We start from the raw sequence: 15,163 nt of genomic DNA on the forward strand, positions 1-15,163 counted from the left end.
TCTTTACATTCGTAAAACAGGAAAGTCCACAATTATGATAGAATATTCTAATTTTTTCAAAACACTAATCATCATTTCTATCATTACAGCTGCGCTTACATTGGCTGCTACAGATCCTAAAAAACACAGAACAATAAGAATATTATTATTGATTATTGCAGGTATTTTATTCATTACCGGTTTAGGCGGATACTTTTTAATAACTGTATCTAATGTAGGTTCTTACCGATATTAATATTTTCCCGATAAAAAACATTATTTTTGCATTTCAGACGTTAAAAAAATTTATGGCAAAGCAAGAAGATGTTTTCAAGAAAGTGATTTCTCACGCTAAAGAATATGGTTTTATTTTCCCTTCCAGTGAGATCTACGACGGTTTATCCGCAGTTTATGATTATGGACAAAACGGTGCCGAACTAAAAAATAATATCAAACAATATTGGTGGAAAGCTATGGTACAGCTTAACGAAAATATTGTGGGTATCGATTCGGCGATCCTTATGCACCCGACAACTTGGAAGGCATCAGGCCACGTAGACGCTTTCAACGATCCATTGATTGACAATAAAGATTCTAAAAAACGTTTCAGAGCAGACGTTTTGGTGGAAGATTACTGTTTGAAAATTGAAGAAAAAGAGAACAAAGAAATCGAAAAAGCAGCAAAAAGATTCGGTGATTCTTTCGATAAAGCTCAATTTGAAGCTACGAATCCAAAAGTTTTGGAATACAGAGCAAAAAGAGAGGCTATTCTTTCAAGATTAGCAAAATCATTGGAAAATGAAGATCTTGCTGATGTAAAAGCTTTAATTGAAGAACTAGAAATCGCTGATCCCGATACAGGTTCTAAAAACTGGACGGAAGTAAGACAATTCAACCTGATGTTCGGAACTAAACTAGGTGCTTCTGCAGATTCTGCGATGGATCTTTATTTAAGACCTGAAACGGCTCAGGGTATTTTCGTAAACTTCTTAAACGTACAGAAAACTTCCCGTCACAGACTTCCTTTCGGTATTGCCCAAATCGGAAAAGCATTTAGAAATGAGATTGTTGCAAGACAGTTTATTTTCAGAATGCGTGAATTCGAACAAATGGAAATGCAGTTCTTCGTTGCTCCGGGAACTGAACTTGAGTTCTACGAACAATGGAAGCAAAAACGTCTTAACTGGCACTTAGCTTTAGGTTTAGGGAATGATAATTACAGATTCCATGATCATGAGAAATTGGCGCACTATGCGAATGCTGCAGCTGATATTGAATTTAATTTTCCATTCGGGTTCAAAGAACTGGAAGGTATCCACTCAAGAACAGACTTTGACTTAAAAGCTCACGAAAAATTCTCCGGAAGAAAACTTCAATTCTTCGATCCGGAAAGAAATGAAAACTATGTTCCTTATGTGGTGGAAACCTCTGTTGGTTTAGACAGATTATTCCTTTCTATATTCTCTCATTGTTTGAAAGACGAAGTATTGGAAGACGGTTCGGAAAGAACGGTTTTATCTTTACCTCCGGCTTTAGCACCAATTAAAGCAGCAATTCTTCCATTAATGAAAAGAGATGGTTTAGCAGAATATGCAGAAAAGATCTTTAACGACTTAAAATACGATTTCAACTTATTCTACGAAGAAAAAGACGCCATCGGAAAACGTTACAGAAGACAGGATGCAATCGGGACACCTTACTGTATCACCGTAGATCACGATTCTCTTACAGATCATACTGTTACAATAAGAGACAGAGACACCATGCAGCAGGAAAGAGTTCCAGTTTCTGAGTTGAGAAGGATCATCGACGAGAAAACAAACTTCAGAAATTTACTTTCTAAATTATAAACTGATTAAAGCCTTGAGAAATCAGGGCTTTTTTATTTTTTATACCACAATAAAAAATTATCCCGTAGAAATTATTATTTTTGGCAGAATTTTAAAACATTAAACTAATAATTATGAAGAAATTAATCATTTCATCTTTGGCAATATTTGCCCTTATAAATTGTTCATCAGATGATGCTGCAGAAGGAAACCCGGTTGTTGATCCTACGACTATCGTTCCTACAAAATTTACCGAAATTACTCAGGATAATCAAACCTATGTGACAGAATATAAATACGACGGCACTAAATTGCTTGAGGAAACTTCCGGTAACCAAAAAACAGTTTATACCTATAATGGAGATTTGATTTCAAAAACTGAAGATTATACCGGCACGAAATTAACTTATAAAAGAGAATTTGCATATACCAACGGAAAAGTGACTGCCGAAACAACAACTAGTTATAATACAACACTTCCACTGGTAGCTACCATAGCATTTCAATATCTAAGCGACAACCACGTAAAATTCACCAGAAATGGGGAAGGAAATGATATTTACCTGTCCAACAACGGAAATGTAAAGACCGCAATATGGAGTCCCGGTTCTGTAATAAGAACGTTCAATAATACTTACGACGGACAAAATAATCCTTATAAAAATATAAAAGGATATCTGAAAATTAATTTCCTGCTATCTCTTGAAGGAGATTATGCTTCTAATAATCTTGTAAGCAGCAGTTCTGTACAAACAGGATCTGTAGCGGCAACATATGGAAGCAGTGGCGTACATACGTATAATGATCATGACTTTCCTACAAAATCAGTGATGACATTTACCAGCTCTCTTCACGCTACAAATTCGCATACCTATATGTACGAATATAATAAGTAATTGCATACTTTTTTTAAATACAGCCTTGTTTTTTCAAGGCTTTTTTATTTTTAATTAAAATTATCCTTGAATTCATTATTTTTGAAATTCAAATTTCTACCATGAAAAAAATAACACTTCTGATGTTTGGACTGATCCAGACACTTGCATATTCTCAATCTCAGGATCTGGCTTCTTTAGCTTCAGGAGAAAATATTGGGATGAATGCCTTATTTGATACCAAAGACAATCTTTACGGCTATGTTTCAATATATTCTTATGGGAAAACAGATAAGAAAACTCAAAAATTCGAATATGTAATTTTAGATAAAAATCTCAACCCTGTTGCCAATAAAGAGTTTGAAGCAGGACCTCTTGTTTCCAATTACATCGGATATGTAGATTTTAAAGGACAGATTATACTGCGGCCTTCAGATTTTAATTATTTACAGGCTTTTGCAAAAGATGCTGCTGCACCTGTTTCGATGGTTATTGATCCTAAAACCAATACGGTAAAACCAAAGGTTTATTACGATTATCAGGAAGACGGAACATTTAAAGAAATAAGTCAGCCCAAAACATTTAAAGAAGAAAGAAAAGAAAATCGTGCAGAGAAAAAAGAAAAAGGCTATAATTACGTTTCTGCCGTTGGTGAAATTAAAGAAGGAGGTTATTTTGCTTTAGAATATAATGATTATGGGAAATATGTCAACAAAAACAGCTTGATAAAATTTGATGACAACAAAAAGGAAATCTGGAGATACAGCTACAATACAGACGGTAGCAAAAAGGTTTTCTCGGATCTCACTATTCTTGATAAAGATGAGAAAAACCTTTACGGAATCCTGAGAAAAGTGAACGACGACGACAAAACGTTCTCTCTTTTGGTAATCGATATGAAAACCGGGAAAGAGCTTTCCAATAAGCCAATTACAGGACTTTCACCGGAAACTATTTATAATATTGATGTTTTAAATTCCGGAGACAGAAGAATCGATAATGATAAAACTTTTGATGACAAAATTGTTCTTCTGGGAAGAAATTACATTTCGAAAGACAACAGAGGTTTTGCGAGATTTATCCTTGATAAAAGCAATTACAATGTAGACCTTAAAACATTGAGCTACAAGCCGGATCTTTCCAACCATATTCCAAAATTAAGCGCAGACGGAGGTGTAGAAAACGGCTATTATCTTCAGACAAAAGATGTTTATTTCATGAGTGACGGAAGTGTCGGAATTCTTTCGGAAAAATTCAAACCGGCGGGACAATATAATGCTCCGAAAACAACAGATTTGGTTTATATTAATACAGATAAGGATTTCAAGGTAAAAGACGTACAGGTTTTTGAAAAAGAAAAATCAAAATGGGTAAACAGCGATTATCTTTTCTCTCAATATTTAAATGACGGGAAAGACGTTGTTTTCTTCTTCCGTGATTATAAAAAAGACCAGGTAACAAAAGAGAAAAAATGGAATCTGTTTATCAACACTATTATAGACGGAAAATTCAAGCAGGAAATTATTCCTATTTCCGAAAAAGATAATTACATCGTGACTCCTTATGTTGCAAAAGAAGGCTATATTTTGCTTCGGGAGTATAACGAAAAAGAAAAATTCAATAAAGTTCGTCTTGAAAGATTAAATTATTAATGATTAAAAAAATCCTGACCTTCGGTCAGGATTTTTCTGTTTGATAGTAATCTGCGATATTTTTTATTTCATCCAGACTTAGATTCCACATAAAATTCAGGAATTGCTGGTAACTTTCACTTTGATTTTTAGGATCTACCCTATCTAAATATCGGTTTAAATTATAATTTTTTCGCGCTTCATAGATTTTAGCGAAACATTTTCCAAGCCAGTTTTTATAATATTTTTCCTCTTCCTGATCCTGTAAAAACTGAAGACTTGTATAAATTCCTACTCCATAATCTTCAGAATGATAGAAGTTGGGTAAGATTTCCATTCTTGCTATTTTATCTAAAGCAGCGTAAGAATCAGAAGGTTTTTCATCGGCGACATCGGTTTTAAGTTCAGGAAATATTTTTTTCAAATTATTGATTCTCAGTACAATTTCAGGATGCGATTTAAGAGAATCTTTATTCAGCTTTTCTTTAAAATTATTATAGTTGTACAACGAAAAATCTTCTTTTTTCAGCCATTTATCTTTAAATTCCTGATTAGGAAGATTGAAATATTTCCTGTACGTTTCCACTTTCAATTTTCTAGGCGAAATTGTATCAAAATCCTCCAGTCTTTTCAGCGTATTGATGAATTCTGTATTCTTAAAATCACTACTTTTAAAAACAACATATCCTAAAGAGTCTGCCTGCATTTCCTGCTTTCTGTTTTCAGCACCTTTTTTGTAAATCCTGTTTTTCAACGCATCAAAAGCTCTTTGATTACGGTTTTCTTTGGTAGATTTAATGCTCTGAACCACCATTTTGTCCATCTGGTTCTGATCAATAATCTTCAAAATAGTTTTTAAAGTATGCTCTGAGATTTTATGTCCCAATTCATGAGAAATCACCGCACCTAACTGATCATCATTATTCAGCCAATTAAAAAGCCCCATATTGATTACAAATGTTCCATCTGCAAAACAGTAAGCATTCGGCGTATTATCTTTAGCAACAAGAATTTTTAAATTTTGTGGAATTTGAGGATTATTTTTTCTTAAACGCTCAATCAGACTCCTCACCTTTGAATCAAATACCGAATTGAAAACAAAGTCTTTCTCTTTTACCTTCTTTTCAAAGTCTTTCTCGAATTCTTTATAAATTTTTGATATCTCATTTCCTTTTCCTGGATAATCGGTTTTATTTTTTTTAATCAGATTTTCAGTACTAACGGAAAAATTCTTAAGAAAATCCTTTCTCTGCGCATAATCGGCAGTATCAATCGGTTCATAAACCTGTCCGAAAGAAATTATAAAAACATAAAGAAATAAAAAGGAAATTAGTTTTTTCATCATAAATTACATCAAATAATCACAAAAATAAATCATTTCGTTTCATGTTTTCAAATTTATTTTAAATTTGTTTCAAGATCAATTGTTATGACAATTCTTATTTATTTTGTGACTTTCTTCGTCATCGTTGCTGTGCTTTTCTATATTTTTGGATATGGTTATATTTTTAACGGCATTTCAAAAACCTATTTAAGAGGAAAGACCAGCGCCAATATAGACGACGGAAAATTTTTCTCCAGCAACCTCATCCATACAGAATCACCAAGGCTTTGGGAGGAGGATTCCGAATACAACAAAAAAGAATTGCCGAAAAACATAGTTGAAGATCTAATTCATTCCAATACGGCTTCTTTTATTGTCGTTAAAAACGGGAAATTAGTTCATGAACAATATTGGAACGGGTATAATCGATTATCAAAGACCAATTCTTTTTCGATGGCAAAAGCTGTTACGGTCATGCTTTTGGGAAAAGCTTTAGAAGAAGGAAAAATCAAGAATATTGATGATAAATTTTCCGATTATTTCGAAGAATTTAAAAATAAAGAATTCGCCAAAAATTTAACTTTAAGAAATTTAGCCCAAATGGAATCGGGTCTGGACTGGGATGAAAACTATAAAAACCCATTTTTGCCGAATGCAAAAGCTTATTATGGAAAAAGTCTTATGAAAGCTACATTTTCAAGGAAATTTAAAGAAAATCCGGGTGAAAGATTTGAATATCAAAGCGGCTCAACACAACTTTTAGGTTTTGCTGTAAAAAAGGCCGTTAATCAATCTCTGGCAAGCTATTTATCCGAAAAATTCTGGATTCCGATGGGTATGGAACAAAATGCAGAATGGAGCACCGATGAAACCGGAATGGAAAAAACCTACTGCTGTATTCACTCCAATTCGAGAGATTTTGCAAAACTGGGACAACTGTTTTTAGATAACGGAAAAGTAGGCGATAAACAAATTCTGAACCTCAATTTTATTGAAAAAATGAGAACACCAACCCAAAAATCTGAAGAAATTTACGGTCTGGGATTCTGGATTAATTATGACAATCCTGTTAAACATTATTATTTTTTAGGACTTCAAGGGCAATATATCATCATGATTCCTGAGCATAATATGGTCATTGTAAGAACCGGAAGCTACAATAATCTTCCTAAGAATGACAAAGGAAGACCGGATCAGGTAAAATTTCTGGTGAATGAAACTGTAAAATTATTTTAATAGAAATTATGGAAAAATACAACCCTAAAGTCGATGAATATATTGAAAATGCTCAGGATTTTGCAAAACCAATTTTAAATTATATTCGTGAAACCGTTCATGAGTTCTGCCCCGATGCAGAAGAAACAATTAAGTGGAAATTTCCAACATTTATGTACAAAGGGAAAATATTGTGCTCAATGGTTTCCTTCAAACAATACTGCAGCATGGGATTTTGGCTTCATGACGAAATGAAAACGCTTAAAAACATTGAAACAGATGTTGAAAAAACCAATGTTTTCAGCCTAGGAAAAGTGACTAAAGTTAATGATCTTCCTGCAAAACCTCAGCTCAAAAAAATTATACTTGAAGCAATGGAACTCACAGATATGGGCGTTACCTTGAAAAAGGCAGCTCCTTCAAAAACCGAAACTGCAGTTCCTGAGTATTTTCAGAATGTTTTGATCCAAAATAAAAAAGCGTTGGAAATTTTTGAAAAGGCATCTCCATCTTTCCGAAAAGAATACATCAATTGGATCACAGAAGCGAAAACAGAAACGACAAGAAATAAACGAATGGAACAAGCTATAGAATGGATTTCTGAAGGAAAAGGCAGAAACTGGAAGTACGAAAGAAAATAATTTCTAAGCAAAGAAATTGAAATCAATACATTAAACTAAATTTTTAGTGGAATCTGAAATTAGCTTCTGTTAATGTATTGTTTTTTAAGAATGCCTCGTATTCCGGAGATATCTGTTTACGTCCAAAAGTATTTTCTCCGCTCATGCTTCCCAAACGAACTTTATCTTTCCCGAATTTTTTGTTCATGGCATCCATCGCTTTCATCACCGGCAAATGCTGATTTTGGGTATCTTCTTCAAAAAGACTGATTAATCTCTGATCTTCAGGAACAAAATCATTGACAATAACTCCTGCTTTTTTATAATGAAAACCCTCTTTAAAAATAGCTTCAAAAAGTTCGTTCACTACTCTTCCGATTAAAATTGATGAATTTGTAGGATTGGGAAGAATCTTAGTGACTGCATTTCGATATTCCGGTAAATCTTTTCTGAAACGATTGGTTTGCACAAAAACCGTGACCATTTTGCAGCAGGTATTTTGTTTTCTCAAACGCTCTGAACAATACATTCCGAAAGTTTCCACACGTTCCCGGACATCTTCTTTTTTCGTTAACATTTCCATAAAACTTCGGGTAACAGCAATGGATTTTTTTGGAGACGGAGAATCCAGCTCCAATTGGCGAATTCCTTTCAATTCATTCACCATTCTTATCCCATGAATTCCCATTATTTTTCTAACCCACATTTCAGGTTTTTGCAGTAAATCCCATGCTTTGTAAACTCCGTTATCATTCATTTTTACGGCAAGTCGTCGTCCGATTCCCCACACATCACCGATATTCAGCCATTTCAGTGCTTTTTCGATTTTTCCGGGCGTATCTAAAATATAAACTCCTTCAAAATTCTCAGGAAAATCTTTTACAATTCTATTGGCGATTTTACACAGCGTTTTTGTGGGGGCAATACCAATACTTACGGGAATTTTAGACTGTTGCTGGATTTTATTTCTAATTTCAAGACAATAATCATAAGTATTTATGTACCTAAAGCCTGTGAGATTTAAAAATAGCTCATCTATACTATATGTCTCAAATTCTAAAACGTAAGAGCTAGCTATCTTAATGACTTCCTGACTTTTAAAATTATATAATTCAAATTTTGCGGAAAAACTTTTCACATCATGTTCTTTGAAAAGCTCTCTATACTTAAAAGCCGGAGCCGCCATCGGAATCCCCAAATCTTTTGCTTCTTTACTTCTAGACACAACACAACCGTCGTTGTTGGAAAGCACCACAACGGGTTTGTTTTCGAGTTCCGGATCCAATGTCCTCTCACAGGAAACGAAGAAATTATTGCAATCTACTAAAGCGTACATGATGAAAATCTGATCATTTCAATAGACAAAATTATAGTTTTTAAAAGAGAATATTATGTTTAATTCAAATTTTAACACTAATTATATTTTGTTGATTTTCAATACATTAATTTATTTTAAATACGTCAAGTTTTGTCGCATACGGCTTGTAACTTTGCTTTCCCAAAACATAAAAAATTGATAGTATGGACAAAGTGACTTTACAGAGAATTGAAAAACTTCACCCCATTGTAAGAGAGGAAGTGAAACAAATTATTAAAGAATGTGACGAAGCTCTCACAGGAAGAGCAAAAGTAAGAATAACCCAAGGTTTAAGAAGTTTTGAAGAACAGGAAAAATTGTATGCAATAGGAAGAATTACTTCTGGAAAAAAAGTTACCAATGCCAAAGCAGGACAAAGCATCCATAATTATGGACTTGCTGTTGATATTTGTATGATGATCGACGGAAAGACGGCTAGTTGGGACACAGCAAAAGACTGGGATAATGATAAAGTCGCCGATTGGTACGAATGTGTGAAAATTTTCGCAAAACATGGTTGGGATTGGGGCGGAAACTGGAAAACCTTTAAAGACCTTCCGCACTTTGAGAAAAAGAACATTTTGACGAAAAAAGGGTTGGTAAAAACGAGTTGGAGAGCATTGGCTAAGATGAATAGAAATGAGGAAAATTATATAACATTTTAAATTATTTTTTATACGTCGAGTTTTGGCGTTATTAAGATGGAAATTTGAAAAGATAAATAAAAAAATTAGCAAGAAAATGAGTGATAAAAAAAAATTAGTCAATGATTTAGTATACAAAGGAACAAAAGAACTATGGTTTGATCCTAAAAACTATGAAACAAAAGAATCGAGCAATAACTATTTTTACTCTCCATTTTTTTCAGGTTATGTTGGAGATATTGATATACCATTCAAAGTAAGATTACCCTTAAGTACGATAGAAAAAGAATTAAAGATTGATGTAATATTCGGTTCCGAAACAGGTTATATTACCATACAGCCTGGAACGGAAATTAATTATGATGTAAAAATAAATACTCAAAGTGAAGAAATAGAATATATATTGACTTACCATTATGCACAGAGTCTTACCAAAAAGAATGATATCGCATTAACTCTCAAAATGTATAACGCTTTTGATTTTATTAACCTCTTAAAATATATCAATATAAAGCCTGCAAATGAGTCTTTTATTAATGATGAATTTAGAAAAGCTTTTTCAATAGTAGAGTCAGATGATGACAAACTTAGCTGGCTTTACGAAAATGCATATCCGTCGGCTATAAAAGATAGAAGAGATGAAGACCTTTGGAATGATTTATTACGGCTTTCCAAATATGATGGAAGCAAATGGTTTATAGATACAGGTTCTGCAGTTATGAATATTGCTCTAGGTTTCAGCGATATTAAATGGATTATTGATAAACTGAAGGCTAACCAAGAAACTCTTATGGAGGTTTATAAGACAATTAGTGACTATGAAACCAAATATGCTTTTAGTATTCTGATCAATTCCTTTATCATAGTGGAAGGAAATAATCTTCATAAGCCTGTATTTTTAAAAGGTAGTTTGTATAAGATCTATGAATTTACTCCAACTATAGAAAACACGCTATTTAGAATTGTTAATCAGAAACTAATTTCTACAAAGGTAATTGCCTCCAATATGGGAGCTGTGACTTCTCAGGATTTTGTAACTGTAGAAGACGCAAATCTTAATCCTTGCGATTTGGTTATTATAGAAGATGCAGATATAAAAAAATCTTTGAAAAATCCTGTAAAAACAGCACCAAGCGCTGCTATTATGCTTTATTATATGGCAGATAATGCTAATCATGAAGAATTAGTAAAAATGATTCGGCTTACATTAGATGTCGTCGCGATTTTAACAGCCGCTTATTCCGGAGGAACATCATCAGGATTAATAAGATTTGCAGAAGCAGGATTAGCTCTTACCGATATTGTGATGATGGACGATGGAATACGTAAATTCCTGTCAGAAAATGGAGGTGAATGGTTTGTAGAAAATTGGGATACTATTTATCTGATGGCAGGTTTAGGTTTTCTAAGTCGAGTAATAATTAATGGCATTTTGACAAAAGGACCAGCCCTATTAGAATCATTAAAAAACATAAAAAATATTCCTAAAAACTGGTCTCTCTTTAGAAAAGATTTAGAAAAACTGATCAAAGAATTAGAAGCTTATGAAGCCAGACAAGCTGTTATTGTTACAAATGAAATAGAGGAAGTTGTAATTAAGGGTGACAAATATGGGCTGTGGAGAAAAATTTTAAATCTAACATCATCTCCTGAAAAATATATAGAACAAATTGTAAAAGATCTTAAAAATAAGAATATTACCCTCGAAAATATTGCTTAAAATTCTTATGCAATATCATATAAAGGATTAAAAATTAGAGAAGGTAATCAATATCTCATAGGTGAAAATTTAAGATCAATCCATTTTAGCGAAGGAAAATTTTTTTTTCGCATTATAATGCCTTGGATAAACAGAGAGGTTGTTTCGAATTTTACACATAAAGCAACAAGTGGAGCAAAGCTCACAGGTTATGAAGACTTGGGAACCTTCCTAGTAGGGAGCTTCGGTTCGGATTTACAATATGTACTAAAACAAATGTATTATCCTGAATTAACAGATAAAATGATGTTGGAAGCAGGATATCCTTTTAATCTCCCAAAATATCAGAAATTTAATTTACTAAATGTATCTAATGATATATACGAAGAAGCTTTAAGACGTGGCGGTTTTTTCACTCAGGTGAATTCTAAATGGGTAGATGCTGCTGTGGCACAAAACGTTGAGGTAGTAATTATGTCAGAATTCAATAATTTGAGAGCACCTGTTTTTGAGAAGGGTGTTCAGGTTGGCGAAAAATTAACTGGATTTGGAAAAGAAATACATAGATTTGAATGGAAACATAACTACCGCTTTAATCCCAAAACAAAAAGAATGATTCCTCCCAATGAAGCAAAAGGTTTAAAAACTTTGACTAAATTTGATGAGTACACAATAAAAAACTAATTATAAAATTTATATAATGAAAATTACCGATTACAAAAACTTTATTACACAAAGCTTCCAGAATATTGCTACAAACTATAATATGAAATGGATTACAAGTGATGATTATATAATGAGATTATCAAATGAAAATTCGGAAATTTACTTTTCAACAGAAAAATATAGTGACGATTTAATATTAACTATTAATAATAAAAAGCAAAAAGAGTATTATACAATTTATAATCTTTCCATGAAAATATTAGGGAATTTGGATTATTTGTCATCAGATGAAGTTGAACAATCAATATCATTTAACGATAATATAAAATCAATAGTATTCGTTTCTTCAATTTTTATTAAAAATTATTGTCAAGATCTATTGAATGGTGATTTTTCTTCTGTAGGAAAAGGTAGTCCATTATAAATATTGAAATAACGGAATATATAAACTTTATAAAAGATCAATTTAAAGATATCGCTACACAATATATATTGAGTTGGAAACAACAAAATGAATACATATTATTATTAGAAAATCATAATACAAAAATAACATTTGCAACACATTACAGAGAAACTGGCATTACTATATTAACAAAAAGAAATCTTATGATTTAGGAAAATTATTAGAAATCTTAGGAAAAAAAGTTTGTTTGATATTTTAGATGATAATCAAAAACAAATTAATGAGAAATATGAAGGAACGATTAAATGCCTAATTTATCCATCGGTAATTTTATTAAAAACGTATTTTTCTGATTTATTAAATGGCAATTTTTCATCTCTTGAAAAGTAATTAAGTATTCTATTTGAGAAAATTTCAACTATTTATAAATACAATGAAAGAAATCAAATACGTTATAATTGGTTTAAGACCAGTAAAAGGAATTAAAAATATAGATAAATAGTAGTTTTGGAATGTATGCTTATAATTGGCAAACTAAAGAATTTGAAATAAATTACAACTATTATGAAAAGGCATATCTAGAAGATTTAAAAGATGAAACAAAAGATGTATCTGAAACTGAATTTAATGAATATTTATATAAATTAAAACAAGAAAGTCATTAGAAATATTTTTTAAATTATATTTTAAAAATCAATCAAATACCTTAAAAATAAATTCCCTTTACAGAGAATTTATTTTTTAATACGACAAGTTCTGTCGCTTCTCAGTGTTACATTTGCTTTATAAGAAAACACCAACAGCAATCATTATAACAAGCTAAAACCAATAGATATTTTCTCGGAAATCTATTGGTTTTACTTGTCTAAAGTTGTTAAATGTTTCATTAAAAAAAGCAAAAAATCACATGAAAAAGACAACCATTCTTTCTTTGGACGGAGGCGGAATCAGGGGAATTATCACCTGCATTATTCTGCGCTACATAGAAGAGCAGCTGCAGTTTTATGATAAACCAGGCGCAAAGCTTGGTGATTATTTTGACTTGGTTGCGGGAAGCAGTACAGGAGGGCTTATTGCATCTATTATTCTATGTCCCGATGAACACCGAAAAGCAAAATATTCGATCCAGAAAGGATTAGAATTATATGCCGAAAAAGGTGGTGACATATTCCAGGTTTCTTTTTGGGAGCGTTTGATAAATCCTTTTGGATTATTGAACGAAAAAATCTCCCAGGATGAGCTTGAAAAAAACTTGAATGACTTTTTTGGAAATTTAGAATTAAAAGAATTAATAAAACCATGTTTAATAACGAGTTATGATATAGAAAACAGAAGAGCAAAATTATTCAATTCATGGAAGGCAAATTTAAGCACAGATAATTTTTATGTAAAAGATGTTTGCAGAGCGACCTCAGCGGCGCCTACTTATTTTACACCAGTTCAGATCAAATCTATGTACGGACAGATTTTTAGCTTAATTGACGGCGGAATGTTTGCCAATAATCCTGCACTTTGCGCCTATGCGGAAGCAAGAAAAATTCCTTTTGCAGAAGTTTTAAAAAATCATCAGAAAGCCAATAATCCGAGTGTAAACGATATGGTCGTCATTTCTATCGGAACAGGAATTGAAGCCAGACCCTATTCATTTAAAAAAATGGAAAAAGCGGGAAAAATTGGATGGGTAAATCCAATAATTGATATTTTAATGTCTGCAAATGCCGAGACAGTAGATTATCAGCTTTGTCAGATGTTTCAGACATTAGGATTAAGAAATCAGAAAAACTATTATCGACTAAATCCTTCGTTGAAAAACGCTTCACCCGCAATGGATAATGTAAACAGATCGAATATTGAAAATTTAATACAAGCAGGGTTGAGTTATATTGATGATAATAGAGAAACTTTGAATCAAATTGTACAGAAATTAATCAAAAATAAAATATAAGCTTTTAAACTTATAATGATTCAATATAAGCTTTTTGAATTATATTTAAATTAATAGTAACAAAACTGAGTTTTTATATTTGTTAAAATTAAATGAATACCAAATGAAGGCAATATCAGCATCACTATTTATGAGCATATTATTTTTTATTTTAGGGTATTTCATTTTTTATTTTTTAATTGATTATTTCAATCCTCCCATTACAGAAGATGGGCTTAAATACATGTCTATTGGAAATACTTTCTATTCAGGAATTATTGCGCTTATCACTTCGATTCTGTTTTTTTATTCTGACTAAGAAATACTTAAAAAGAAAGTTATAATTTTTTCTAAACTATTTTAAATACGTCAAGTTTTGTCGCTTTCCACTTCTATCTTTGGAGTATAAAACAAAGCACAAAAACAATCATTAAAAACTTTAAAACCTTTTGAATTCAACATTAATTAATGCTGGACAGTCAAAATCCTGTTCAAATTTCAACCAAAACATCAAGGCACAAAACATGGAAACACCAAATCACAATCCAGATATAATCTTCGATGAAGAGCTCTACACCATAGAATGGAGCGACATCGAAAACGCCGAGATAGACTATGACAACTATCTCAACGATATTGAAAACTTCTTCCGAGAAGATTTTGAAAACGATAATCTTGAAGAACATATTTATTAATTATTTTTTTTAACACGTCAAGTTCTGTCGCTATCCAATAATACCTTTGAAGTATAAATAAAACACAAAACAATCCTTTAAAAAACATCATCAAACACCTTTGAACTCATCATTCACAAAATGTTGTACAGCCAGAACTGTGTTTAAAAATCAACACCAAAATAACATACAATGAAAAAGAAAATTTAATTCGAAAAGTGGAAAATTCTTGTCCAAAATCACTTAAAAAATGGACAAAACCTGAAGTAGTTCTCTTAAAAAGAGCCTTCAAATCTTACCTTATTTATAAAATCAAAACA

At 32.0% G+C, this 15,163-nt stretch carries 15 protein-coding genes; 13 read left to right on the top strand and 2 right to left on the bottom strand.

Translation table 11 applies throughout. The annotated features are described in order from the left end of the window. The 4 genes from ABD745_RS16600 to ABD745_RS16615 form a co-directional block, all read left to right on the top strand. Positions 1-235, top strand: a 235-nt coding sequence (locus ABD745_RS16600; RefSeq protein ID WP_344832576.1) for a hypothetical protein, incomplete at its 5' end; no start/stop codon positions are given. 52 nt (positions 236-287) lie between these two features. Continuing rightward, on the top strand, positions 288-1,829 hold the full coding sequence (locus tag ABD745_RS16605; protein WP_344832578.1) for a glycine--tRNA ligase: 1,542 nt from the start codon (positions 288-290) through the stop codon (positions 1,827-1,829). A 113-nt stretch (positions 1,830-1,942) separates the two neighbouring features. Beyond that, positions 1,943-2,704, top strand: a complete 762-nt coding sequence (locus ABD745_RS16610) for a hypothetical protein (RefSeq protein WP_344832580.1) — start codon at positions 1,943-1,945, stop codon at positions 2,702-2,704. Between the two features lie 101 nt (positions 2,705-2,805). After that, positions 2,806-4,335: a hypothetical protein gene (locus tag ABD745_RS16615; protein WP_344832582.1), complete on the top strand. Its 1,530-nt coding sequence runs from the start codon at positions 2,806-2,808 to the stop codon at positions 4,333-4,335. Positions 4,336-4,360: 25 nt separating this feature from the next. Here the strand turns inward: ABD745_RS16615 and ABD745_RS16620 are convergent, their stop codons facing one another. Further along, on the bottom strand, positions 4,361-5,659 hold the full coding sequence (locus ABD745_RS16620; RefSeq protein WP_344832584.1) for a M48 family metalloprotease: 1,299 nt from the start codon (positions 5,657-5,659) through the stop codon (positions 4,361-4,363). A gap of 84 nt (positions 5,660-5,743) precedes the next feature. Between ABD745_RS16620 and ABD745_RS16625 the strand changes: the two genes are divergently transcribed. Both ABD745_RS16625 and ABD745_RS16630 read left to right on the top strand, forming a co-directional pair. Next, complete coding sequence (locus tag ABD745_RS16625) at positions 5,744-6,874, top strand: serine hydrolase domain-containing protein (RefSeq protein WP_344832586.1); 1,131 nt, start codon at positions 5,744-5,746, stop codon at positions 6,872-6,874. An 8-nt stretch (positions 6,875-6,882) separates the two neighbouring features. After that, positions 6,883-7,494 carry a YdeI/OmpD-associated family protein gene (locus ABD745_RS16630; RefSeq protein WP_344832589.1) on the top strand — a complete coding sequence of 204 codons (612 nt, stop codon included), beginning with the start codon at positions 6,883-6,885 and terminating at the stop codon, positions 7,492-7,494. Between the two features lie 43 nt (positions 7,495-7,537). Here ABD745_RS16630 and ABD745_RS16635 read toward each other — a convergent pair whose 3' ends face one another. Next, positions 7,538-8,809, bottom strand: a complete 1,272-nt coding sequence (locus tag ABD745_RS16635) for a Y-family DNA polymerase (RefSeq protein ID WP_344832591.1) — start codon at positions 8,807-8,809, stop codon at positions 7,538-7,540. Positions 8,810-8,994: 185 nt separating this feature from the next. Between ABD745_RS16635 and ABD745_RS16640 the strand changes: the two genes are divergently transcribed. From ABD745_RS16640 to ABD745_RS16670, 7 genes are all read left to right on the top strand, one after another. Next, complete coding sequence (locus ABD745_RS16640; RefSeq protein WP_344832594.1) at positions 8,995-9,495, top strand: M15 family metallopeptidase; 501 nt, start codon at positions 8,995-8,997, stop codon at positions 9,493-9,495. A gap of 76 nt (positions 9,496-9,571) precedes the next feature. Further along, positions 9,572-11,194 (top strand): hypothetical protein, encoded by a 1,623-nt coding sequence (locus ABD745_RS16645; protein ID WP_344832597.1) that lies wholly within the window; start codon positions 9,572-9,574, stop codon positions 11,192-11,194. 117 nt (positions 11,195-11,311) lie between these two features. Continuing rightward, on the top strand, positions 11,312-11,857 hold the full coding sequence (locus ABD745_RS16650) for a hypothetical protein (protein WP_344832600.1): 546 nt from the start codon (positions 11,312-11,314) through the stop codon (positions 11,855-11,857). A gap of 16 nt (positions 11,858-11,873) precedes the next feature. After that, complete coding sequence (locus ABD745_RS16655) at positions 11,874-12,263, top strand: hypothetical protein (RefSeq protein WP_344832603.1); 390 nt, start codon at positions 11,874-11,876, stop codon at positions 12,261-12,263. Between the two features lie 889 nt (positions 12,264-13,152). Continuing rightward, positions 13,153-14,190, top strand: a complete 1,038-nt coding sequence (locus tag ABD745_RS16660) for a patatin-like phospholipase family protein (RefSeq protein ID WP_344832605.1) — start codon at positions 13,153-13,155, stop codon at positions 14,188-14,190. A 130-nt stretch (positions 14,191-14,320) separates the two neighbouring features. Continuing rightward, positions 14,321-14,488, top strand: a complete 168-nt coding sequence (locus ABD745_RS16665) for a hypothetical protein (RefSeq protein ID WP_344832608.1) — start codon at positions 14,321-14,323, stop codon at positions 14,486-14,488. A 130-nt stretch (positions 14,489-14,618) separates the two neighbouring features. Beyond that, the gene (locus tag ABD745_RS16670) at positions 14,619-14,864 is read left to right on the top strand and encodes a hypothetical protein (RefSeq protein ID WP_344832613.1); all 246 of its coding nucleotides are present in this window, start codon (positions 14,619-14,621) and stop codon (positions 14,862-14,864) included. The last annotated feature ends 299 nt before the right edge of the window (positions 14,865-15,163 follow it).

This window comes from Chryseobacterium ginsenosidimutans, from assembly GCF_039536845.1.
Classification (GTDB): Bacteria; Bacteroidota; Bacteroidia; order Flavobacteriales; family Weeksellaceae; genus Chryseobacterium; species Chryseobacterium ginsenosidimutans_B.